This window comes from Acinetobacter sp. yr461 (genome assembly GCF_900110445.1).
GTDB lineage: Bacteria > Pseudomonadota > Gammaproteobacteria > Pseudomonadales > Moraxellaceae > Acinetobacter > Acinetobacter calcoaceticus.
This window is the reverse complement of record NZ_FODU01000020.1, coordinates 1-24,251: the sequence shown is the minus strand read 5'-3', so window position 1 is coordinate 24,251 and position 24,251 is coordinate 1. Positions and strand designations below refer to the sequence as shown.

25 protein-coding genes and 1 rRNA gene are annotated in these 24,251 nt (G+C 39.7%); 19 read left to right on the top strand and 7 right to left on the bottom strand.

Annotation, left to right across the window (positions count from 1 at the left end; translation table 11 throughout):
• Positions 1–121 precede the first annotated feature (121 nt).
• The gene (locus tag BMW38_RS17560) at positions 122–1,285 is read right to left on the bottom strand and encodes a fatty acid desaturase family protein (protein WP_005037672.1); all 1,164 of its coding nucleotides are present in this window, start codon (positions 1,283–1,285) and stop codon (positions 122–124) included.
• 33 nt (positions 1,286–1,318) lie between these two features.
• The gene (locus BMW38_RS17555) at positions 1,319–2,344 is read right to left on the bottom strand and encodes a ferredoxin reductase (RefSeq protein WP_092710463.1); all 1,026 of its coding nucleotides are present in this window, start codon (positions 2,342–2,344) and stop codon (positions 1,319–1,321) included.
• A gap of 173 nt (positions 2,345–2,517) precedes the next feature.
• Here BMW38_RS17555 and BMW38_RS17550 point away from each other — a divergent pair, with 173 nt between their 5' ends.
• Positions 2,518–3,156 carry a TetR family transcriptional regulator gene (locus tag BMW38_RS17550; RefSeq protein ID WP_003655781.1) on the top strand — a complete coding sequence of 213 codons (639 nt, stop codon included), beginning with the start codon at positions 2,518–2,520 and terminating at the stop codon, positions 3,154–3,156.
• Positions 3,157–3,293: 137 nt separating this feature from the next.
• A complete protein-coding gene (locus tag BMW38_RS17545) occupies positions 3,294–3,941 on the top strand; it encodes a TetR/AcrR family transcriptional regulator (protein WP_005037677.1) in 648 nt (215 codons plus the stop codon).
• Between the two features lie 108 nt (positions 3,942–4,049).
• Here BMW38_RS17545 and BMW38_RS17540 read toward each other — a convergent pair whose 3' ends face one another.
• Positions 4,050–4,667 (bottom strand): thiol:disulfide interchange protein DsbA/DsbL, encoded by a 618-nt coding sequence (locus BMW38_RS17540; RefSeq protein ID WP_002120747.1) that lies wholly within the window; start codon positions 4,665–4,667, stop codon positions 4,050–4,052.
• Between the two features lie 180 nt (positions 4,668–4,847).
• Here BMW38_RS17540 and ubiG point away from each other — a divergent pair, with 180 nt between their 5' ends.
• From ubiG to BMW38_RS17480, 12 genes are all read left to right on the top strand, one after another.
• The gene (gene ubiG / locus BMW38_RS17535) at positions 4,848–5,561 is read left to right on the top strand and encodes a bifunctional 2-polyprenyl-6-hydroxyphenol methylase/3-demethylubiquinol 3-O-methyltransferase UbiG (RefSeq protein ID WP_003655787.1); all 714 of its coding nucleotides are present in this window, start codon (positions 4,848–4,850) and stop codon (positions 5,559–5,561) included.
• On the top strand, positions 5,558–6,259 hold the full coding sequence (locus BMW38_RS17530) for an HAD family hydrolase (RefSeq protein WP_092710459.1): 702 nt from the start codon (positions 5,558–5,560) through the stop codon (positions 6,257–6,259). The genes ubiG and BMW38_RS17530 overlap by 4 nt, the downstream gene beginning before the upstream one ends.
• Positions 6,260–6,327: 68 nt before the next feature.
• Positions 6,328–7,074 (top strand): YciK family oxidoreductase, encoded by a 747-nt coding sequence (locus tag BMW38_RS17525; RefSeq protein ID WP_092710455.1) that lies wholly within the window; start codon positions 6,328–6,330, stop codon positions 7,072–7,074.
• 217 nt (positions 7,075–7,291) lie between these two features.
• Entirely contained in the window at positions 7,292–7,705 is a 414-nt protein-coding gene (locus BMW38_RS17520) for an RcnB family protein (RefSeq protein ID WP_004795500.1), read from the top strand.
• A 239-nt stretch (positions 7,706–7,944) separates the two neighbouring features.
• Complete coding sequence (locus tag BMW38_RS17515; protein ID WP_092710451.1) at positions 7,945–8,274, top strand: RcnB family protein; 330 nt, start codon at positions 7,945–7,947, stop codon at positions 8,272–8,274.
• 121 nt (positions 8,275–8,395) lie between these two features.
• A complete protein-coding gene (gene argA / locus BMW38_RS17510; RefSeq protein WP_003655795.1) occupies positions 8,396–9,751 on the top strand; it encodes an amino-acid N-acetyltransferase in 1,356 nt (451 codons plus the stop codon).
• Between the two features lie 334 nt (positions 9,752–10,085).
• Positions 10,086–11,054 carry a sulfonate ABC transporter substrate-binding protein gene (locus BMW38_RS17505; protein ID WP_092710446.1) on the top strand — a complete coding sequence of 323 codons (969 nt, stop codon included), beginning with the start codon at positions 10,086–10,088 and terminating at the stop codon, positions 11,052–11,054.
• A 72-nt stretch (positions 11,055–11,126) separates the two neighbouring features.
• The gene (locus BMW38_RS17500) at positions 11,127–12,110 is read left to right on the top strand and encodes a sulfonate ABC transporter substrate-binding protein (protein WP_092710442.1); all 984 of its coding nucleotides are present in this window, start codon (positions 11,127–11,129) and stop codon (positions 12,108–12,110) included.
• 26 nt (positions 12,111–12,136) lie between these two features.
• Positions 12,137–13,312 (top strand): FMNH2-dependent alkanesulfonate monooxygenase, encoded by a 1,176-nt coding sequence (ssuD, locus tag BMW38_RS17495; protein ID WP_092710437.1) that lies wholly within the window; start codon positions 12,137–12,139, stop codon positions 13,310–13,312.
• A complete protein-coding gene (gene ssuC, locus BMW38_RS17490) occupies positions 13,309–14,106 on the top strand; it encodes an aliphatic sulfonate ABC transporter permease SsuC (protein ID WP_003655804.1) in 798 nt (265 codons plus the stop codon). Before ssuD ends, ssuC begins: the two co-directional genes overlap by 4 nt.
• Before the next feature lie 13 nt (positions 14,107–14,119).
• Complete coding sequence (locus tag BMW38_RS17485) at positions 14,120–14,920, top strand: ABC transporter ATP-binding protein (protein WP_092710432.1); 801 nt, start codon at positions 14,120–14,122, stop codon at positions 14,918–14,920.
• A gap of 259 nt (positions 14,921–15,179) precedes the next feature.
• Entirely contained in the window at positions 15,180–15,800 is a 621-nt protein-coding gene (locus BMW38_RS17480) for a TetR family transcriptional regulator C-terminal domain-containing protein (RefSeq protein WP_003655809.1), read from the top strand.
• A gap of 36 nt (positions 15,801–15,836) precedes the next feature.
• Here the strand turns inward: BMW38_RS17480 and BMW38_RS17475 are convergent, their stop codons facing one another.
• Positions 15,837–16,403, bottom strand: a complete 567-nt coding sequence (locus BMW38_RS17475) for a 5'-methylthioadenosine/S-adenosylhomocysteine nucleosidase family protein (protein ID WP_004640319.1) — start codon at positions 16,401–16,403, stop codon at positions 15,837–15,839.
• Between the two features lie 81 nt (positions 16,404–16,484).
• Positions 16,485–17,618: a TDT family transporter gene (locus BMW38_RS17470; protein ID WP_092710428.1), complete on the bottom strand. Its 1,134-nt coding sequence runs from the start codon at positions 17,616–17,618 to the stop codon at positions 16,485–16,487.
• Between the two features lie 208 nt (positions 17,619–17,826).
• On the opposite strand from BMW38_RS17470, the gene ribF reads away from it, so the two are divergent.
• The 5 genes from ribF to BMW38_RS17445 all read left to right on the top strand — a co-directional run bounded on the left by ribF (position 17,827) and on the right by BMW38_RS17445 (position 23,413).
• Positions 17,827–18,828 (top strand): bifunctional riboflavin kinase/FAD synthetase, encoded by a 1,002-nt coding sequence (ribF, locus tag BMW38_RS17465; protein WP_092710424.1) that lies wholly within the window; start codon positions 17,827–17,829, stop codon positions 18,826–18,828.
• A gap of 61 nt (positions 18,829–18,889) precedes the next feature.
• Complete coding sequence (gene ileS, locus BMW38_RS17460; protein WP_092710420.1) at positions 18,890–21,727, top strand: isoleucine--tRNA ligase; 2,838 nt, start codon at positions 18,890–18,892, stop codon at positions 21,725–21,727.
• On the top strand, positions 21,720–22,250 hold the full coding sequence (gene lspA, locus BMW38_RS17455; RefSeq protein ID WP_005037701.1) for a signal peptidase II: 531 nt from the start codon (positions 21,720–21,722) through the stop codon (positions 22,248–22,250). The genes ileS and lspA overlap by 8 nt, the downstream gene beginning before the upstream one ends.
• 1 nt (position 22,251) lies before the next feature.
• Positions 22,252–22,734 (top strand): FKBP-type peptidyl-prolyl cis-trans isomerase, encoded by a 483-nt coding sequence (locus BMW38_RS17450; protein ID WP_092710417.1) that lies wholly within the window; start codon positions 22,252–22,254, stop codon positions 22,732–22,734.
• A gap of 136 nt (positions 22,735–22,870) precedes the next feature.
• A complete protein-coding gene (locus BMW38_RS17445; protein ID WP_004640308.1) occupies positions 22,871–23,413 on the top strand; it encodes an NADPH-dependent FMN reductase in 543 nt (180 codons plus the stop codon).
• Between the two features lie 46 nt (positions 23,414–23,459).
• On the opposite strand, the gene BMW38_RS17440 is transcribed toward BMW38_RS17445, so the two are convergent.
• Together BMW38_RS17440 and rrf are read right to left on the bottom strand one after the other, a co-directional pair.
• Entirely contained in the window at positions 23,460–23,771 is a 312-nt protein-coding gene (locus tag BMW38_RS17440) for an ankyrin repeat domain-containing protein (protein ID WP_092710414.1), read from the bottom strand.
• Positions 23,772–23,948: 177 nt separating this feature from the next.
• Positions 23,949–24,063 (bottom strand): 5S ribosomal RNA (gene rrf / locus BMW38_RS17435).
• Positions 24,064–24,251 lie beyond the last annotated feature (188 nt).

Sequence of the window (24,251 nt, the reverse complement as noted above, 5' to 3'; positions counted from 1 at the left end):
TTTGACAGGTTGAGTTTATTCCCTACTTTCAAATGTAAGTCTGCACTTTTAATGACTCAAAAATAAAAATAGCCCCTTAAAAGGAGCTATTTGGAATACCTTAAACAATGCACTGCCTTTATTAAGCAACTTTGCCAAACATGCCTTTCACCGCCTCAACAAAGGTCCGCTTGGTCGCCACTAAACGATCAACTACATTGTCAGGCAAAGAGTGAACAGCCAGACGTTTATACACACTTAAAATTTGAGATCCAAAGGGCGCGGTATTGTACTGTTGACCGAACTCTGCACAGACTTCACGTACTTTAGGTGCCATCTCTTGATAACGGTTGGCAGGTACATCAGGAAACAAGTGATGTTCGATTTGATGACTCAAGTTACCACTCAAGAAATGCATGATTTTACCGCCAGTAAAGTTTGCTGAACCACGAATCTGACGCAAGTACCACTCTGCTTTGGTTTCATTATCAATATTGTCAGTGATAATTTCAGAGTCTTCTGTGAAATGACCACAATAAATCACGGTCGATGCCCAGTAGTTCCGAATCAAGTTAGCAAAAAAGTTACCAGCCAATACTGGCAAGAACATTGGTCCTGCAATTAGTGGGAACAGCACATAATCTTTACCAAACTGACGTACCATTTTTTTACGTAGATTTTTAGATTCTACATACACTTCTTTCCAAGTTTTGGTGCCATCAAACAACACTTTTTCCATCTCTAGACGTTGCAAAGCCAGTAGCCATTCAAAACCCGTTGACAATACAAAACCCATTGGCACGTTGAATAAAAAACGAGGTTCCCACTTTTGTTCACGGCTCATGCGCATCACACCATAACCACTAATATCATGATCCATGCCAAACACATTGGTATAGGTATGATGCTTATAGTTATGGGTATATTTCCAGTCTTCACCAGTACATACTGTATCCCAGTCATAGGTTGCACCGTTAAGCGTTGGATCATTTAACCAGTCAAACTGACCATGCATCACATTATGACCGAGCTCCATGTTTTCAACGATTTTAGATACACCTAGCATAGCCGTACCCAACAACCATACTGGTGGAATCCAACCACCAAACATCAACATGCCACGTGATGCAATTTCGGTGTAGCGTACAAAATTACGTACTTTGTAAATATATTTTGAATCTTTTTCACCGAGATCTTTCATCACTTCAAGACGAATTTCTTCAATACGGCGACCAAAAGCTTCTGTTTGCTCTGGGGTTAAATGTGCCGATTTTGATGTTGCTTTAAGTTCTACTGCCATATTCATAAGGGTATCCTCAAATCTCTTTTATGTTTGTTTTTATAGATCAATCGTGACTGGGCTAAGGGCTTGGTTCACGCATAACTTAATTGCACGATTTGGTTGATCGTCAATTTCACCTGTTAATATATTCTGGGTGACACCACTGACTTTGGTACACGTACATTGGTTGCATACACCCATACGACAACCATGCTGTGGACGTAAGCCAGCTTGCTCTGCACTGCTTAATAACGTTGTCGTGGCAAGAAAGTTTTGTTGCGAACGACGGAATATGATGGGTTGTGCTTCATTAGACTGTTCGATTTGAACAGGCATGAAAAACTCTTGATGGAAGTTTTCCAACACATCATGTTGCTTATAAATATCTTGTGCCTGACGCATCATGCCGTGATGACCACATGCATACATTTGTAGGTCTTTAAAGTTTGGGACCAGTTTCGTCAACAATTTCGCATCTAAATGCTGCTTTTGCTCAGTGGTATTAAAAAAATGATATTGAAGCTCTGGATGCTGTTCTGCCAAAGCTTTTAATTCAGCATGAAAAATTTCAGCACGGTTGAAATAAATGACATGAATCTGTTCAAGCTGCTGTTTCAATGCTTGCTGCAAAAGTGAATAAATTGCAGTAATGCCACTACCTGACGCAATTAAAATCGCAGGTTGCTGGCCTTGGTGCAAAGTAAAATCACCTTGTGGCTGTGAAATCTCAATGCACTCTCCAACATGTAATAGTTGAGCTGCACTAGACACTAAGCCCTGTACTTTAATACCTAAAGAGATTTCACCTTCATTCTTTACTTCAATAATTGAATAACTACGCTGGTGGTAAACCCCATCTATAAGTAGGGTCAATAAAATACTTTGTCCAGCACATACCTGATCGAATTTGAAATTACGATTCGGTTTGAGCTTAATGAGTACCATATCGGTATGAAGAGACTGAACTGCGGTAACTTCTGCAAGTACGCGTTTCCAAGCCCAAGTCACGTTAATTTTCTGCAAAACAAAATCAACGAAATCTTCTCGAACCAAATGTGGCTGATAACTAAGTGTTGCGTTCATACGTTCCTCTTTTGTATCTGGCTATTTATTTGAGTGAACACATGTTCGTATAGTGAACATATGTACACTATATTTATAACTGTTCACTCAGTCAACACTTGTTCACTATTTTTTTTATGAAAGTTTGCTCTTTTTTGTTAGACTCTGGCTCACGGTTTAAATAGGCTCTTTTAATGTCGATACGGGATGAACGAAAACAGCAAAGTCGTCAGGCACTCCTCGATGCAGCCTTGCATCTAAGCACGTCTGGGCGTTCGTTCAGTAGTATCAGTTTGCGTGAAGTTGCACGTGAAGTTGGTTTGGTACCGACAGCGTTCTATCGTCATTTTCAAGATATGGATGAACTTGGTAAGGAACTGGTCGACCAAGTTGCGTTACATTTAAAAAGTGTTTTACATCAATTGGGTCAAAGTTATTTACAACATAAATCGACCAAAACTCAGACCAGCATTGAGCTATTTGTTCAGGCGGTAAATCATAGCCCTAAGCAGTGGCAATTTATGATTTCCGAGCGTTGGGGCGGTTCAGAAACGGTTCGTGCAGCAATTGCCCGAGAAATCGAATTTCTGATTGAAGATTTAACAACCGATCTTACGAAACTCGAAAATTTCAAACATATTCAACAACCTCAAGACTTAAATGTCTTGTCTACTATTTTGACCAACATGTCATTTACGTGGGCAATGACGTGGCTCAACCTATCTAAACAATATCAAGACGAGCAGCTCAAACAGCAACAAACCGCCTTTATCGAAAATGCCTCTACACAAGTTCGCTTACTCTTTAGAGGGATTGCAAACTGGGAACGATAGAAGCGGCAAATGACAAAAAACAGGTTATGTGGTAATACGTAAAGAGAGAAAGAAAAAGGCTAAAAATTTCGAGAAAAGTCTTTTTCTTTTTACAGGAAGTAAATTATTAGTTAGGCCAAACTGGTGTGGGAATACCTATGAATCTTGATCGTCATACACAGTTTTTGATGCGCAAAGAAAAAATTCTAAGCGTGGCAGAAAAATTGTTACTAGAAAACAATCAGGAAATTACTCTAGATGAGTTAGTGGCCGAGCTGGATATTGCTAAAGGCACACTTTATAAGCATTTTAGAAGCAAAAATGAGCTTCTACTTGAGTTAATTATTCAAAATGAAAAGCAAATTTTAGAAATTTCTAAAAAATATAATACAGATTTCAAAGAGTATGCTCCTCATTACATGCTTCACCATTTGCTTACGCCTGGAAAAACAATTTTATTGCATCAACTTGAAGAAAATCTGACGATGACTGAGTCTAAGTTGAAGCATCTTTTCGAAGAACTTTATGAAATCCGCCAACAGCGTATTTTAGCTATTAAAGATATTACGGAAAATTATTTAAAATCATTGAATTATGATATGTCGATTCGTGATTATTTGTCTTACATCTGGTCACTGACTTATGGCGCATCATTGCTTTTAAATTCTACGTATTACCAGCGTTCTATTGGTTCTCGCCAAAAGTTAATTAATTTATATATTAATCAGGCCTTATCGCTACCAACACAAACAGTTAATTTTGATGTTTTAAATTTTCAAATTGAAGATGAAAACCCAAAAAATTAATTGAAATATTTCGTGATAATTAACAAAAAATTGAACATCGATCTATATTTTAATTGAATAAAAATGGGCTTCAGATGAAGCCCATTTTTGAAGTAAAGCCTAAACAACTTATTTTGCTTTACGTTCTTTCTCAATTAAATAATTAAGAACTTGAGTGACTTTACCATCTTCACCCTGCACAACATATTTACCATTAACTACAACCGCAGGTACGCCTGTTAATTGGTACTGTTGAGCAAGTTTATTTGACTCAGCAACTTTTGCAGTCACAGCAAATGAGTTGTAAGTGCTATTAAATTTCTGTTCAGGCACGCCATAACGAGTAAAGAACTTCGCCGCAGACGCCTGATCAAAAATTTGTTGACCGTTCACTTGAATCGCATGGAACAATGGTAAATGCGTGCGCTTACGTACACCTAATGCTTCAGATGTATAATACGTACGTGCTCCTTGTTCCCACATTTTATTCATTGCAGCTGGTGTACGTACAAAACGCACATCTTTAGGAATCTGTTTTAACCACGTTTGCATATGCGGTTCAAGTTTAAAACAGTGTGGACATCCATACCAAAAGAACTCTCGAACTTCGATTTTCCCCGGAACTTCCACTTTGCCTGGATTGGCAATCACGGTGTAGTCTTTACCAGCAACAAAATCTGCTGCCATTGCACTACCCGATACGGCCATAATTGCTGCGCTTAAACCACCCAAAACCAATTTTTTCATTGCTACAGCTTTTCCTCTAAGTTGTTATGCATTAGCTTATGCTCTAAATATAAAACAAATATGCTAAATTCGTTTTGCTTCTGTGAAGTTTTTTATTGGGTTTATCGCTTTTTTCCCAATAATCGCTACACTAACGGCGAACTATATCCAAAAAGATAACCCAAGTTTAGAGGTAGCACCATGTCGCAATTGAATGTTGATTTACAAGAAATCGCAAAGTTTGAAGCACTTGCTGCCAAATGGTGGGATCAACATTCTGAATTTCGCCCACTTCATCAAATTAATCCACTACGTTTAAACTGGATTGATGAACGTGTAGGCGGTCTTGCTGGAAAAAAAGTACTTGATGTCGGCTGTGGTGGCGGTATTTTGGCCGAGAGCATGGCACGTCGTGGAGCAGATGTATTAGGCATTGATATGGGTGAAGCACCGCTAGCTGTAGGCCGTTTGCATGCTCAACAAGACAATGTTCAAAATATTGAATATCGCCAAATTCCTGTAGAAGAATTAGCACAAGAACAAGCAGGTCAATATGATGTGGTGACTTGCATGGAAATGATGGAACACGTTCCAGATCCTGCATCTATTGTAAGAGCTTGTCAGGCTTTGGTTAAACCGGGTGGCCATGTGTTCTTTTCAACCATTAACCGTAACCCAAAATCTTATTTATTTGCCATTATTGGTGCAGAATACGTACTACGCATGTTGCCAAAAGGTACACATGATTATCATAAATTTATTCGCCCTTCTGAAATGGCACATGACATTCGCAATGCGGGCCTTACTTTAAAAGAAATGACTGGATTACACTACAACCCCCTTACCAAGCATTACTGGTTAGCGCCAAATGTCGACGTTAATTATATGGTTCACACAATAAACACAGGTGCATGATGAAAGCTGTTTTATTTGATTTAGACGGTACTCTTATCGATACAGCTGCCGACTTCATTCGTATTATTCAGCAAATGTGCCGTGATGAAAGACGTCCGATTGTCGATGCTGACCTCATTCGTACTCAGGTTTCTGAAGGTGCGCGTGCGATGGTTAAATTGGTCTATCCAGAGCTGGATGTGACCAATCCAATTTTCTTGGCACATCGACAAAACTTTTTAGACCTTTACGGCAATAATATTGTGGTTGATACAGATCTATTTGAAGGTATGTATCCACTTTTAGAAGCGTTAGAAGCTAAAGAAATTCCGTGGGGTATTGTGACCAATAAACCTCGTGGTTTAAGCGAGTCTCTCTTAGAAAAGTTAAATCTGACCAAACGTTGTGCAGTTTTAGTGTGTCCTGAAGATGTTAGTAAAACCAAGCCAGATCCAGAACCAATGTATTTGGCGGCTAAACAGTTAAATATCCCAGCAAATGAAATTATTTATGTGGGTGACCATCCACGTGATATTGATGCTGGTCGATATGCCAATATGTATACTATTTTGGCTGCATATGGCTATTTACCAATCGAACATCGTGATGATCTCGCTGCATGGCAGGCCGATTCGATTGTAAATACGGTGACAGAATTACACGATATGTTACGTCAAAAGCTTCCTGCTCTACAGGAAAATCAGCGTATGATAAGTTAACATAAGAGTTTTATAGGCTTTTTTAACAGTTATTCGTTTTATCAATATAAAAAGAAGGAGGTTTACCAATGAAATATTCAGAATACCAACCTCGTCCAGATCTACTTAAAGATCGAATTATTTTAATTACCGGCGCTGGCGATGGAATTGGGCGAGCTGCTGCTCTGACTTATGCCCTACATGGCGCAACGGTTGTACTGCATGGTAGAACCTTAAATAAACTTGAAGTTATTTATGATGAAATTGAAAGTCTAGGCGCACCGCAACCTGCAATTTTACCCTTACAGCTTTCGAGTGCTTCTGACCGTGATTATGACTTTTTAGTCGATACGCTCGAAAAGCAGTTTGGACGCCTAGACGGTATTTTGCATAATGCGGGTATTTTAGGTGAGCGCGTAGAGCTAGCACATTATCCAACTGAAACTTGGGATGATGTCATGGCGGTTAATTTGCGCGCGCCTTTTGCTTTGACTCAAGCGCTATTACCACTTTTGCAGAAATCAGAAAATGCCTCTGTCGTCTTTACCAGTTCTGGTGTAGGCCGTGAAGCACGTGCTTTATGGGGTGCATATTCTGTCTCAAAAATTGCAATTGAAGCGGTGAGCAAAATTTTTGCAGCGGAAAATATTTATCCAAATATCCGCTTTAACTGCATTAACCCAGGCGCGACACGTACCGCAATGCGTGCTAAAGCCTACCCACAAGAAGATCCGAAATCCTTACCTACACCAGAGTCGATTTTGCCTGCTTATCTCTATTTAATGGGTGAAGACAGTTTGGCGCTCAATGGTCAAAGTATCGATGCACAGGATTAAAAAGTTAAAGATGAAAAGCTAAATAAAATTACAGCCGATCATCAAATCTGGCTTGCCTATACCTGAAAAGATATATACAAGCCTTTTTTATTATTGATAAAAACTCTTGATCTATCCGTAATTTTAATTGAACCATTAAATGATCTTCACAGTTTCTCTGCATTTTGCGCGTAGAGTATTCAACATGAGAGACATCAGATGTAAACGAGGATGCATCATGAAAAAGTTGTTCACAATCTTAACCCTTTCCATAGCCGTACTCACCACAAGTATGGCGAGCTTTGCTGATCCTCCTTTTGACCGAGGCCATGGCCCCAAAGGTCCTAAAGGTGGAGGACCACGCGGTGAATGGAACGATCGTGGGCCAGGATTTGGACGTGATCATGATGAAGATCGTGTCCGTGACGAACGCCGTATGCGCGAAGAACGTGGTTTTGAGCGGCTTAAACAGCATCGCTGGCAGCCTGGCTATGTCATGCCACAGCACTATCGTGGTAATGGCTACAAAGTCGACTATAAAGACAGTAACTTGCCGAAACCAGACCGAAACCAGCAATGGTACAAAATCAATAATGACTATATTTTAGTCGACACTGATTCTAATAGTATTGTTAGTATTCGTGGTTTTTAACGCGATAGAACCTCGCTATCGCTGAGCAACAAGGATAAAGCCGTATGGTTTTATCCTTTTTTATTACTTATATATTTAAAAAATAAAAAATTTTTTATATTCTTACACTTCGTATTTTCTTAATTTCTTCTTATTTCATCGTTAGTTTTCACATTTATTCTTCGTAGCCTCCACGATTTATCTGTAATTGTTCACTAATCTTTAGTTATTGAAATTTAATTCATGATTCGAGGTTTACAATGAAAAAACTAACAACAGCAATTGTTCTTTCACTCAGTGGTTTAGTTGCAACAACAGCAATGGCAGCACCTAACGATCATAATCATCATGGCAACTACCAAAACCATGAAGTAAAAACAATTAAAGTGATTAAAAAAGATGACCATCGCAATGTATGGCGTGCAGGTCAGGTTGTACCCCGTGAATATCAACACTCACGTTACGTGATTGACTACCGTCAACATCAAAAATTAACTAAACCAGGTCGCTACCAGAAATGGTACAAAGTGAACGGAAATTATGTTCTTGTGAATGAACAAAGCCACAAAATCATTAGAGTTGTTCATTAATTCTAAAATTCTTTAAACACCCAAACTCTGATTTGGGTGTTTTTTTATCTAAAACATGCGACTTTAATCTTTTTTGTTTAGAATCATCTCTATATCTTTTTGCTGTTGATTCGAGATCGGTATGCCAAGCAAGTCTTTAGAAAAGTCGCATAATAACACCCAGCATTATGTACACTGGTTTCGACACTCAGCGCCCTACATTAATGCTCACCGCGATAAAACATTCGTATTGATGTTTGGTGGTGAAGCAGTCCGTCATCCTAATTTCGAACATATCATTCATGATATTGCTTTATTACACTCTCTTGGTATCCGTTTAATCTTAGTTCATGGCGCACGTCCACAAATTAATCAAAATCTTAAAGAGAAAGGAATTGAAACCCCTTTTTATGACAACTGCCGCATTACTACACGTGAATCTTTAAGCTGTGTCATGAGTGCCGTAGGTTCCATTCGCCTAGAAATTGAAGCATTGCTTTCTATGGGCTTAGCGAACTCTCCAATGTACGGCGCTCGAATAGATGTGATATCGGGTAATTTTGTGACTGCTAAACCTTATGGCATTCGTGATGGAATGGATTTCCAGCTCACAGGTGAAGTTCGTTCTATTGATACCGATGCGATTGATCGACACCTCGATAATCATAATATTGTGCTACTGGGACCAACAGGTTATTCCACTACAGGCGAAGTATTTAACTTAAGAGCAGAAGAAGTTGCGACCAAAACTGCAACTTATTTAAAAGCAGATAAACTCATTTTTCTTGGGGAACAACAAGGGCTTCTTAATGAGGATGAACAAATATTACGTGAGTTAAGCCCACATCAACTCGACTACTATATTCAACAATACCAAACTATTAGTCCGACACTCACTTTACATTTGCAACAAGCCAAAAAAGCGTCTTTATCTGGCGTACATCGCGTACATCTTATTTCATATGCCTATGATGGCGCCCTTCTTCAAGAGTTATTTACTCGAGATGGTATAGGGACCATGATTACCGATGCACATTATGAAGAAGTTCGCACAGCCCATATTCAAGATGTGGGTGGTTTAATGAATTTATTACGCCCTTTAGAAGAAGAAGGCATCTTGGTTTATCGTTCACGTGAACGTCTGGAACAAGAAATCAGCCAGTTTGCTGTCATTGAACGCGACGGTATGATTCTAGCGTGTGCTGCACTTTATCCAATTCCGACTGAATTTAACGAAACTCGTTCTGCAGAAATTGCCTGTGTTGCCGTACATCCAAGTTATCGTAAATCAAACCGTGGTAGCCAAATTCTGCAATTCCTTGAAGAAAAAGCCAAAGAACAAGGTATTCGTCAATTATTCGTTTTAACAACGCGTACAGCTCACTGGTTTTTAGAACATGGTTTCCATCAAGTCAGTGTTGATGAGTTACCTAATGCTCGTCAAGCGCTCTATAACTACCAAAGGAATTCTTTAGTGTTTAAAAAGCTGCTCCCTTAGCCTTTGCTCTTTTTAAGATATTCTTATTTCAGATAAGCTTAGTTAAAAAAGTACATCCATAAACGCTATTAATTTATGGTTGTACTTTTTTTTAAATCTCTATTTTTAATGTTTTAATATTTTTTATTTTATTTACATCAACTTACTCGCAACTCATCAAACATATTTCTTTTAGATAAATCATTTTTTTGCATAAGTTTATAGCCTATTGTGTTTAGCTTTTTTTTGCATAAATAAAGACCGAATACTTATTTTTTCTGAAATAAAAATCCATTTAGGGTATCTGCTCATCCAATTATTTTTTCTTTTTCTCTTTCGGGGAGCACGAAATCTCATGGCACTTTTCAACACCACTTCATGGGCAAAATATTCAGTCATCGCGGCCAGCCTAGCAGGAGTGATGATGCTAAGTGGTTGTGCCAAAAAAGAGGAACAAGCCACCACAACTTTAAATATTGGCTATCAAAAATATGGCATCCTTCCTATTTTAAAGGCCCGTGGTGACCTAGAAAAAGTACTAAAAGAACAAGGCGTGCAAGTAAAATGGGTCGAGTTTCCTGCTGGTCCTCAATTGCTTGAAGGCTTAAATGTAGGGAGCGTTTCACTCGGTGAAGCAGGTGAAGCACCACCTATTTTTGCTCAAGCTGCTAATCCAAATTTAGTCTATGTCGCAAACCAACCCGCTGCGCCAAAAGCAGAAGCGCTATTGGTACAAAAAGATTCTCCAATCCACTCTATTCAAGATTTAAAAGGCAAACGTGTTGCTCTTAATAAAGGCTCGAATGTTCATTACCTATTATTGAAAGTTCTAGAAGCCAACAACTTAAGCTTAAGCGATATTCAACCTGTTTATTTACCGCCATCAGACGCGCGTGCTGCATTTGAAAAAGGTGCAGTAGATGCATGGGTGATTTGGGACCCGTTCTTTGCAGCGGCTGAACATCAAATTCAGGCACGAGTTTTAGCAACAGGTGAAAATTTGGTAAGCAATCATCAGTTCTATTTAGCTGACCGTAAATTTGCAGAAAATAATCCAAAAGTTCTCAACACAGTTGTACAGACACTTAATCAGACAACTGAATGGGTCAGCACACATCAGGATGAAGCTGCCAAGCTACTCGAAAAACCTACAGCACTTGAGTTTGATGTACTCAAAACCTCCATTTCACGTATGGGTTTTGGAGTTCAGCCAATATCAGACAAGGTAGCACAAGAACAACAACAAGTAGCTGATGCCTTTTATGCGCAAAAGCTCATTCCAAACAAACTCACCATTCAAGACGCCATTTTAAAACTGAAATAAACCCAGCTTAGGCACGGCTTAAATAACCATATAAATGCTGCGCCTTGCCTCAAGGGGAACAAGGATATCAATATGCAACATCAGTCATTTTTCAATAAAAGTCAGTGGGTCCAGTTAGCTAAACGTATTAGCGCAGTCACTGTATTAGGTTTAACAATTGCAGCGCCAGCTTGGGCAATTGATCCAACTGTGAAAGAACTTCGTATTGGTTTTCAAAAAAGCTCGATTAACTTTGCGATTGCCAAACAGCAAAAATTATTTGAACAAGAATTTCCAAATGCCAAAATTACTTGGAATGAGTTCCCTGCTGGCCCACAAATTTTAGAAGCTTTAGCTGTCGGTTCACTTGATGTTGGAGTCACTGGAGACACCCCACCAGTCTACGCACAAGCAGCTGGCAAGCCTTTATATTACATTGCTTATGAAGCAGCTAAACCGTTAGCATCGGCAATTTTAGTTCCTAAAAACTCGCAACTGAAACAGCTTAAAGACCTGAAAGGCAAACGTATTGCGCTGCAAAAAGGTTCCAGCTCTCATTACTTGCTTGTACAAGCCGTACGTAAAGCAGGCCTAAACTGGAGCGACATTACTCCAATTTGGCTTACTCCTGCCGATGCTCGTGCTGCATTCCAAAAAGGTGCCGTTGATGCATGGGCAATTTGGGACCCTTACTTCGCTTCAGCACAACTAGAAGATCAAGCCCGTGTTCTTGCATCAGGTAAAGGCTTAAGCCCGAATTATACCTTTTACTTAGCAGCTCCAGATTTTGTTAAACAACATCCTAAGGCTGTTTCAGGACTCATAAAACAAATCAATCAAGCCGACAAATGGGTTCAAAGCCATCAAGCAGAAACGGCAAGTGCCATTGGGCAAAGCACAGGCCTTAAGCCTGCGACCAGTGACTTATTCATTAAGCGTCGTCCACGCCCATCATCGGCAGCGCCACTCAACAGCAAAGTTATTGCCGAGCAACAACAGCTCGCAGACATTTTTACCCAACAAGGCATCATTCCAAAACCCATCAGCATCAAACAAGCTGTTTGGATTGCCAAGTAATTTCAATAGACATATAGGTAATGCACATGAAAATTTTCTGGTTTATTCCTACCCACGGTGATAGTCGCTATTTAGGTACAAGTAAAGGCGCTCGTCAGGTTGACCATGCCTATATGAAGCAAATTGCTGTGGCGGTAGATAATTTGGGTTATGAAGGTGTACTTATTCCAACGGGTCGTTCATGTGAAGACCCATGGATTACGGCCGCTAGCCTAATTGATGCAACACAACACCTTAAATTTTTAGTGGCGTTACGTCCGGGTGTAACCACACCAGCTTTAGCCGCACGTATGGCTGCAACATTTGACCGCTTGTCGAATGGTCGTGTGCTACTCAACTTAGTCACTGGTGGTGATGAGGCTGAACTACGCGGCGATGGTTTATATGAAGATCACTCAACGCGTTATCAAACTGCCAATGAATATGTAAAAATCTGGCGTGAAATTTTGACACGCTCGCATACAGGTGAAGCATTTACCTTTCACGGCGAGCGTTTACAAGTTGATGATGCAAAACTGCTTTACCCACCTGTGCAAAAACCGTATCCACCGCTTTGGTTTGGCGGTTCTTCAGACGTCGCTGTCGACTTGGCCGCTGAGCAAGTCGATACATACCTCACTTGGGGTGAGCCACCAGCAGCAGTCAAACAAAAGATCGAACATGTTCGTGCCAAAGCTGAGGCTAAAGGCCGTAAATTGACTTATGGCATTCGCTTGCATGTCATTGTTCGCGAAACCAATGAACAAGCATGGGCAGCAGCTAACGAACTTATCCAATATCTTGATGATGCGACCATTGCTGCCGCACAGAAAAAATTTGCACAAATGGACTCTGTCGGCCAACAACGTATGGCAGCTCTCCACGGCGGCAACCGCGACAAGCTTGAAGTATCTCCAAATCTCTGGGCGGGTATTGGCTTAGTCCGTGGCGGTGCGGGTACAGCACTTGTAGGTGACCCTGAAACAGTCGCTGCTCGTATTCAGGAATATTCTGACCTAGGTATCGATACCTTTATTTTCTCAGGCTATCCACATCTTGAAGAGTCAATCCGTTTTGCAGAATTAGTATTCCCTCTATTACCAATCGAAACCCGAGCGAAACTTGCTCAGCCAAATTTAACCGGTCCATTCGGTGAAATTATTGCTAACAACTATGTTCCCGACGAGAAGAAGCAAAATAGTTCCGTCAAGGAGCCTGCATGAGTAAAGATGAAAGTATTGTTTCACGTGGAACAAAACAAATCGGGCAGCATTTGCTGCCTTGGATTTTCCCGATCATCCTATTGATTGTCTGGCAAATTGCATCGAGTTCTGGTCTTTTAGAAAGCCGTATTTTGCCGGCACCCACGGCAGTCATTTCCGCTTTTTGGCACTTACTCGTTAGCGGAGAATTATGGCATCACGTTAAGGTCAGTGCAGGTCGCGCTTTGCTTGGGCTTTTAATTGGGGGCGGATTGGGTTTGCTATTGGGTTTACTTAATGGCTCTTCTCGATTTGCATCTACCCTACTCGATACAACCTTGCAAATGATTCGTAACATCCCAGCATTAGCACTTATTCCACTCGTTATCTTGTGGTTCGGTATTGATGAAACAGCAAAATTATTTTTAGTCGCAGTAGGTGTTTTTTTCCCAATTTATATCAATACCTATCACGGGATTCGGTCAGTCGACCCTCAATTGATTGAGATGGGTAAAAGCTACGGACTTTCTCGCTGGCAACTTTACAAAGAAATTATTCTTCCAGGTGCGATGCCTTCTATTTTAGTCGGTTTACGCTTTGCTTTAGGTTTAGTTTGGGTATTGCTGATTGTTGCTGAAACCATTTCTGCTCAAGCTGGTATTGGCTATATGACCATGAATGCACGCGAGTTTTTACAAACAGATGTGGTACTGGTCGGTATTCTTCTTTACGCCTTATTAGGCAAACTGGCAGATGTCTTAGCACAGATTTTAGAACGCTATTTACTACGTTGGCACTCTGGATATCAGAAATAAGGGAGCTTAAAACATGACAAATCTGAATTTAAATATTAATCAGAATGACGTGCAGCTCATTCCTGAAGAGCCAATAGAATCACAAGAACCAACATTAGGCGCAGAGATTCTGATTGAGCAGCTGTATAAATTTTATGGCGAGGTTAAGGTTCTTGAAGATCTTGACCTACACATCCAACCTGGTGAATTTTTAGCAATTGTTGGTCGAAGTGGTTGTGGTAAAAGTACGTTACTACGTTTAATTGCTCAACTTGAAAAAGCCAGTTTTGGAGAAATTAAATTTAAGTCTGCTCGCCATTTGCGTGAAGGCATTACCAATGATGATATTCGAGTCATGTTCCAAGATCCTCGTTTACTTCCTTGGAGAAATATTCTTCAAAATGTTCAACTTGGACTACCAAAATCGCAACATGCTTTAGCTGAAGAGTTACTAGAAAAAGTTGGTTTAAAAGAAAAATCGGGACAATGGCCTTCACAACTCTCTGGCGGCCAGCGACAACGTACAGCTTTAGCACGCGCATTGTCACATACGCCACGCATTTTGTTGTTAGATGAGCCTTTGGGTGCATTAGATGCCCTAACCCGTCTTGAAATGCAAAGCTTGATTGAGCACTTGTGGAAAGAACAAGGTTTTACTGCCATTTTAGTGACACATGATGTAAGTGAAGCAGTGCAATTAGCTGACCGTATTATCTTATTAGATAAAGGTCAGATTGCTCAAAGTTTCCAAGTTAATTTGCCACGCCCACGTAAAAAGAGCATTAGTTTTGCCCAACTTGAGCAACAAGTACTCGATGCTGTTTTGGCAACTTAAGTTTGCAATGAGTAATAAGAACCGTTCAACCGAAAAATGCCCAATTTACGAGCAATAAAGCTGCTGTTTTATTGCTCTTTTTTAGGGCGAAATTTTAAAAATATTTTTAAGAATAACAATAAACTAGTTAAATTCTTTATTTTTTGCACAATAGTATATCTATTACGCAAATAACTAGCCGTTTTTTGATTAAAAAAGCAAGACACCTGTGCACAAATCAAACAATTTCCCTTACAATGGGAATATTATTTTTTTAATTATGCAGCAGATGGAACAAAAAAAGAGTACCCAAAAGCGCAATCAGCTTCTTGCTGCCGCCCTTGACGTATTTTCGGTCTATGGGTTCACTGGCGCAAGTCTGGATGAAATTGCCCAACTCGCCGACATGCATAAGTCGAATATTTTCTATTACTACGAAAATAAAGAGTCTTTATACGTAGAAGTGCTCACAACTGTTTTACAAAAATGGTTGGCTCCCTTACAAACTTTAGAATCTGAATTAGAACCAGCCGAAGCCTTATCTCACTATTTAATACAAAAAATCGAACTGTCTCGTAGCCAACCGAAAGCATCTAGATTGTTTGCATTAGAAATAATTCAAGGCGCTCCGCATATTTTACCTATTCTCAAAGGACCATTAAAAAAACTATTTAAGCGTAAAGCTAAAGTCATTCAGACTTGGCAAGAAGAAGGGAAGATTTCACCAGATATCGACCCAGAATTATTAATTTTAAACATTTGGGGCCTTACGCAAAACTATGCAGATTTTGCAACTCAAATGGAAATGGTGACTGGAAAAACTCTTCGTAACCGAAGCATGTTCCAACGCTCAATTGAGCACACAGTACACCTGATGCTCTACGGCGTATTGCCTCGTTAAAACCCAAAAAAGATCGGCAAACTTGCCGATCTTTTTTTAGAAATGATTTTGATAAAGAGCTAAAAGTTTTTGGGCGCCTAATAATAAATTTTCTTCCCAATCTAGATGTGCTGTGTCATCTGCTCCATCAGTAATATACTTCACAGAAATCAAGCGAACCCCTAACTTATGGCAGACTTTGGCTAAAGCATAACCCTCCATATCCACCACATCGCAAGCTACCTTTGGCTGGCCTGTTTCAAATGAATCGCCAGTACCACAAATCCCCTTTGGCAAATCAGCAAAATGTGGTTGAAGGTGAATTTCAGCTGGTAAGTGATCATCTAACGGCGTTACACCTACTTCAAACCCTAAAGGTGAAACGTCCATATCACGTTGCACAAAAGTCTTCACCTCGACCAAATCATGTCGATTAAATGCAGAACTACCAGCTGTACCTAGGTTTATTAAAGTTTTACACCCCGTTTTTTGAATAACCTCAAATGCTTTAAAGGCAGCATTAATCTTGCCAATACCACTGTAATGGACTTCAACACCTGCCTGTTCAAATAAACCTTTAGATTCATTAGGAAGTGCCATAATTAAAGCAATATCAGTGTTCATTCAAAAAGCTCAAATCAAAATTAAATAAAATTAGAAAATAAGTATAAATCAGGTGCAAAAGCTTTTTGCACCTTTTCATGATCACTGCATTTTTTGTTGTAAAGCGATTAAGCATGGAGAAAAGAACAGTTGACCACTATATGCTCCTGCTAGCGTTTTCTTCATTACAACGCCCCACATCGTCAATAACAGAATACTCAATGCCACAGCAACGCATTGTAAAAATACAATTTCAACCTGATGTCCTAAATTAAATAGCGCCAGAATAAATACGCCTAATGGAAAAGTTAAGCCCCACCAACCTAAGTTGAATGGAATACCTGTCTTTGCATGACGAAGCGTTGTTAAGATTGCTAGACCAAGCCACCATAACCCGAAACCTAAAAGCACCAGACTACCCACGATTCCTAAAGCTGGAAAGACATTCGCGAATTGGTCAAATCCTACATTTGGCGCCACTCTTTGTGCCTGCTCCCCTAGCAACAATAATCCTAATGCACCTGTTCCAATTGGGCCTAAAGAGAGCCAGCTAGAAATAGCAACTTCTTTTTCAGGTAACTGATGTAAAGCCATACGCAACATTAAAATTGTCAAAATAGCGAATGCCGGTAAAACAGAGATTCCCCAAAGCACATAACCAGCCAGTAATAAATGAAAGCTATGCAGATTTGCTGGTAAATGAGCTACTAACATCCCCGCAGAACTTGCTGCTACTTCACATGCAACCACAGGTAAAAGCCAGATTGCAGTCATGGTATGTAACTGATGGTTCTGACGGCTAAACATGCAAAACGGCACAATCCACGCAATTGCTAGAGCTAAAAAGACATCGATGTACCATAAAACTTGAGCAATATGGATTGCAACTTCACCGTAAAGCCCAATACCAAAGCTTAAGAATCCATTTAGTATGGTAGCTAACCCCATCGGAATAGCACCTAAAAACAAGCTCATGTTTGGATGCTTAAATATTTGCTTCGCTTCATGAGGGAAAAGCAACCACCGTAATAAATAGAGACCTGAAAAAACACTAAATAGGACAATATTAACTTGCCATAACAAAGTGGCTAGCATGAATAAAAATGATTGAGCAAATGGCAGCTGAATTAAAATCATACTTACCACACCAGTACCCATAGTCGCTGTAAACCAATTTGGGGTAAAATGTCGTATAACATCTTTGCTTTGATTTAATTGGTAAAAGGGTTTTTTCATCTTAATTCTCTAATCAAAGAGTGGATGAAAATATAGTAGAGCAAATAATTAATAAGAAAAACTGATTTATTTTTATTTAATTCATCAGTATTTTAAATATAAAGAATATTCATATTGAAAAATAACTGAGTAAAAACACAACAACAAGACGAATCTGTGAGATTATGGCAATATATAGCCCTTGCAAAAATAGCCATATTTTAAGTTCATGAAACTGCTTCGTCTTAATGCGTTATCGCCCAATTTTCAGTTACCACCAACAGCGGTAACTATTGGTAATTTTGATGGTGTCCATTTAGGTCACCAAGCGATGATTGCTCAACTCAAAAAAATTGCTGCAGCACAAGGCTTAAAAACATTGGTCATGATTTTTGAGCCACAACCTCTTGAGTTCTTTCAAGGTTACGATGCCCCTCCTCGTATTAATTCATTACGGGAAAAAGTCGAATACCTAGCCGAACTTGGAGTAGATTACATTGCGGTTGCTAAATTTGATCAACACTTCCGTAGCATGAGTGCTACTGAATTTGCAGATTTATTAAAAGACAAATTAAACGCACAGGCTTTGGTTTTAGGTGATGATTTCCATTTTGGCAAAGACCGCCAAGGCAATAGCGAATTTTTAAAAGATTACGGATTTGGGGTCACCAACTTACATACTATTGAACTCGAAGGTGAACGTGTAAGTTCAACTCGTATTCGTCAGGTACTTCAGGCAGGAAATCTTGCCTTAGCCGCTAAATTATTAGGCCGTCCATACAGTATTACTGGACGTGTTCAATATGGCGACCAGATTGGACGAACTCTCGATTTTCCAACCATTAACGTTCGCCTCAACCGCCATAAACCTTGTTTAAATGGCATTTATGGGGTTGAAGTCATTTGCGAAACAACGTCATTAACTCAAAAAGTACTTCAGGACACACCTGAAAAATCAGGAATTGCCGGATATCATGAAAACAGCCTATATGGCGCGGGTCATGTCGGTACACGTCCAGCCATTCAGCAAGAACATCCAGAGTGGAGATTAGAAGTACATTTCCCTGATGTTTCTGCTAATCTGTATGGCTTATTTATGCGGGTGACTTTTCTTCACTATCTTCATGGTGAATTGAACTACCCTTCGCTTGAAGCACTTAAGGCAGGAATTGATAATGACGTGCATCAGTTACGACAATATCGTAACGACACGACACAATTTCCTTTTTAATTCGAATTTTGATTGTAAAACATGTCGGCTCCCAAGCTGATTAAACTGGATGAAAACTTGCATGAGCGATAAGCAAACTCCTGAGAATGCAGTGGACTACAAAGCCACGCTAAACCTGCCGGATACTCAATTTGCAATGAAAGCAAATTTGGCAGTACGTGAAGTGAAATGGTTAGAAGAGTGGTATACCGACAACATTTATCAGCAGATTCGTGCATCGCGTATTGGCAAGAAAAAATATATTTTGCATGATGGCCCTCCATATGCGAACGGTACAATTCACTTAGGCCATGCGGTCAACAAAGTACTCAAAGACGTTATTGTAAAAAGCCGTACTCTGTCAGGTTTCGATGCGCCTTATGTACCGGGCTGGGACTGTCATGGTTTGCCAATCGAGCTAAAAGTTGAAGAAAAAGTAGGTAAAGTAGGTGAAAAAGTTGACGCGGCTACTTTCCGTAAACTTTGTCGTGAATACGCGCTAAAACAAATTGATTTACAGCGTAATGACTTTAAGCGTCTAGGTATTTTAGGTGACTGGGATAATCCTTATCTCACCATGAACTATAAACAAGAAGCTGATATCGTCCGTGCTTTAGGTTTAATTCAAAAAAATGGTCATATCCAGCCGGGCTTAAAGCCAGTGAACTGGTGTATGGACTGTGGTTCGGCGCTTGCTGAAGCTGAAGTTGAATACGAAGATAAAAAATCTGATGCAATTGATGTTGGTTTTGGCGTTGTCGATCTAAAAGATTTAAGTGCTCGTTTAAGCGTAGACGTTCAAGATACAACTGATATTGTGATCTGGACCACTACACCATGGACATTACCTGCGAACCAAGCCGTTGCTTTGCACGCCGAAATTGAATATCAATTGGTACAAGTGACTACTGAGCGTGGTAAGCAAAACTTCATTCTTGCTAAAGACCTTGTTGCTTCAGCGATTGAACGCTATAAACTTGAAAATCCAGTAGTTTTAGCAGACTTTACTGGTAGCAAACTTGAAAACCTTACATTACAACACCCGCTACTCACTGATCGTCAAGTTCCAGTGATTTTAGGTGAACACGTTATCGCAACAAGCGGTACAGGTGCAGTACATACCGCTCCTGGCCATGGCGCAGACGACTATAAAGTTGGTCTTCAATATAACCTTACAGTAGATAACCCAGTGGGTGGTAATGGTGTTTATTTACCAACTGCCCCTATCTATGCTGGTGAGCACATCTATAAAGCCAATCCAAAGATTATCGAAGCTTTGGGTGCTGTAGGCCGTTTATGGGCGCATCAACCAATCAAACACAGTTATCCGCACTGCTGGCGTCATAAAACCCCTATTATTTTCCGTGCAACCCCACAATGGTTTATTAGCATGGATCAAAAAGGTTTACGCGAAGGCGCCATTAATGCAATTGAAAACGATATCGAGTTTGTACCGAACTGGGGTAAAAACCGTATTGAATCAATGATTGAAGGACGTCCAGATTGGTGTATCTCACGTCAACGTACTTGGGGTGTGCCAATCCCATTCTTCGTTCATAAAGATACGAACGAATTACACCCGCGTACACCTGAACTCATCGAAGAAGTTGCTAAACTTATCGAACAAGAAGGTATTGAAGCATGGTTCAAACGTGACGCGAAAGACTTCATTGGTGAAGATGCTGAACAATATAACGCTATTCGCGATACCCTCGATGTATGGTTCGATTCCGGTACAACGCATTACGCTGTACTTGAACAACGTGAAGATCTAGAAAGTCCTGCCGATTTATATTTAGAAGGTTCAGACCAGCACCGTGGTTGGTTCCAGTCTTCTTTATTAACTTCTATGGCAATTCACAATCGTGCACCATACAAAGCATTGTTAACACATGGCTTTACGGTTGATGAAAATGGTCGTAAGTTGTCGAAATCTTTAGGCAACTATATTCCGCTAGAAGAAATCATCAAACAACTTGGTGCTGATGGTTTACGTTTGTATGTAGCTTCTAGTGACTATCGCTATGAAATCGCAGCATCCAAAGAAATCTTTAGCCGTGTAAGTGATAGCTACCGTCGTATTCGTAATACATTACGTTTCTTGCTTGCTAACTTAAATGGTTTCAAACCAAGCACAGATGCTTTGGCAGTAGATGACCTCATCGCTCTCGACCAATACATCTTGCAGCGTGCGAATGAAGTACAACAAACGATTATCACTGCCTATGAAGAAATGAACTTCCATGTGGTGTGTAGTGCGTTAACAAGCTTCTGTATTAATGACTTAGGTGGTTTCTACCTAGACATTATCAAAGATCGTCAGTACACCACTAAAGCGGATTCTCAGGCACGTCGTTCTGCACAAACAGCGCTTTATCATATTGTCCAAGCATTTATCCGTTGGATGAGCCCAATCTTAAGCTTTACCGCTCAAGAAGCATGGCCATTGATTCCAGAACAAACTGAAAAGTATGTATTTACTTCAGAATGGTATGACCTACCGGTTTCATCAAAAGCAAACTTGCTTTCTGAAGAAGATTGGCAAACATTGATTAGCGTAAAATCTGCAGTAAATAAACAGATTGAAGCAGCGCGTAACGCTAAACTTGTCGGCAGTAATCTTTCAGCCAAAGTTGAACTTTGGGCAAATGAATCATTACAAACAGTTTTAAACCAACTGGCTGATGAACTCCGTTTTGTTCTTATTACTTCAGAAGTAGTAGTACATCCATTTGCTGAACAAGGTGAAGCAACTGAAATGGAAGGCTTACGTGTACAAATATCTGCTGCTGAAGGTGAAAAATGCGCACGTTGCTGGCATGTCCTTCCAGATGTAAATACACATGCCGATCATCCTGGTTTATGTGGTCGTTGTATTGTGAACGTCACTGGTCGTGGCGAAGTGAGAAAATATGCCTAATTCACAAGCTAAAAAAGGCTTATTCCAGTTTTATCCACACAACCTAATTTGGCTTGGACTTTCTGTCCTTGCCATTGTGTTGGATCAATGGACAAAATGGATTGCAAGTACACATCTGAACTACGCGGATCCAGTACCTGTGCTTCCATTTTTAAACTGGACACTATTACATAACTATGGTGCAGCCTTTAGCTTTTTATCTGATGCAGGAGGATGGCAACGCTATTTCTTCACATCTTTAGCAGGCTTAGTTTCAGTTCTTTTTGTATTTTGGTTGCTTCGTATGCCTAAAAAAATGGTGGTGCTACCTGTAGCCATCGCTTTAATTTTAGGTGGAGCATTAGGCAATTTAATTGACCGCATTACTTTAGGCTATGTTGTCGATTTTATTCATGTCTATTACCAAAATCATCACTTTCCAGCTTTTAATATTGCGGACAGTGCCATTACCCTAGGTACCATCTTGCTACTCATCGATACATTCTTCCTTGAGAAGCAACGTAACCAAAATTCGGATGCATAATATGACCGAAATTATCCAACCTAACGAAGAAATTCGTATTACAGACGGCTCTAAAGTCGATCTACACTTTTCTGTTGCTATTGAAAATGGTGTAGAAATCGATAATACACGTAACCGTGAAGAACCAGTTACTCTTACTATTGGTGACGGAAATCTTTTACCAGGTTTTGAAAAAGCATTATTTGGTTTACGTGCAGGCGACCGTCGTACGGTGCATCTTCCACCTGAAGATGCATTTGGCCCATGGAATCCGGAAAATATACAAACTTTCGATACGGTTAAGTTTGAACAACGCCCTATTCCTGGCCATATGATTGAATTTGAAGATAAGGCAAAAACAACCTTATTCGGCATAGTGAAGTCGGTAAATGATGACATTACAGAAATTGATTTTAATCACCCGTTAGCTGGGAAAAATATTACCTTTGAAGTAGAAATATTCAAGGTAACTCCCGAAGGCCAACAGGGCATTAAGCTCATATAAATAAAAAGCCCTCTTAATGAGGGCTTTTTATTATTCAATTTTTTATTGATGACATAAGAATCCTTACAAATTCTATATTCTCTCCCACCTATATAATGAATTAACTTATAAAGATAAAAATTCTTAGGAAACATACATGCTGGTCTATATTATCGTAGGAAGTGTTCGTGAAGGACGTACAGCAATTAAAGTTGCCAATTGGCTAGAAACCACAATTCCAACATTGGGTCTAAACGATTTCCAAACTGAAGTCGTCGATTTAAAAGAATGGGATTTACCTCTTTTTTCAGGCTCTCACCCACCCGCTACCGGAATTTATGATCAACCTAAACAACAAGAATGGGCAAACAAAATTGCTCAAGCAGATGCTTTTATCTTTATTAGCCCAGAATACAACCATGGTTACAGTCCAGCCTTAAAAAATGCTCTCGACTATGTTGGTAAAGAATGGAGCGATAAACCTGCTGCATTTATTGGATATGGTTCAACTAATGGCTCTCGCTCTATTAGCCAAATACGTCAAGTCACCTCAAGTTTAAGTATTGTTGACCCGAATGCTGTGATAGAGATACGAGATATATTTAAACGTAATAAAGATGAAAAATTCGAAGCAAATGAATTTGAAGTAAAAGGACTTCAATCAATTGTTGAGAAACTACAGAAATATCATTTAGCTTAAAACCAAAAGGCCTCTAATTAAATAAAAGAGGCCTTTATTTACAGTTTCATAAACTCTTTAAGTAATGCACTATATCTATATTACTAGCCATTTCTGCAAGCCGTAGTGCTGTGTATTCACTCTTATAATCGACATGAGCTCCCTTTTCGACTAATAGTTTAACCACCTCTAGATGATCATTCTCGGCAGCTGCTTGTAAAGCACTATAGCCTTCATCATCTGTCTGATTAGGATCTTGTCCTTCTAAAAGTAATTGCTCTACTTCATCTAGATCGCCTAAAGAAGCCCAATAGACTAATTCAGGGAGAGAGAGTTCTTCATCGTCTTCAGGTATTGAAGAGAAGGAATTAATTTTCACGTAAACACCTAAAAATAAGAAACTTCATCGTTATTATATTCATAGAACACGGCTAGTATACAAATCTGATTTTGAATCAGTATTTTCATTGCCTTTAATTTCTTTGGCTCAAATCTATTAGTTTAATTCAGGCATAAAAAAACACCCCCAACTGATGTTGAGGGTGTTTGAATAATGAGCTGGCGATGACTTACTCTCACATGGGAAACCCCACACTACCATCAGCGCTAAGAGGTTTCACTTCTGAGTTCGGGAAGGGATCAGGTGGTTCACTCTTGCTATGGTCGCCAGCACAACTGGTATGGATACTTGCATTGGTCTTATTGGTTGCCGATGCTTTTTCCAAATCTTTACAGATGGGCTGATTGAGTCTTACTTTATTTTGTTCATTTTAGCTAAGCGTATAACTAAATCAAGTTGCTTTGCATATTAATGAATCGATTGATGCTTTATATACAACTGCTTGGGTGTTGTATAGTC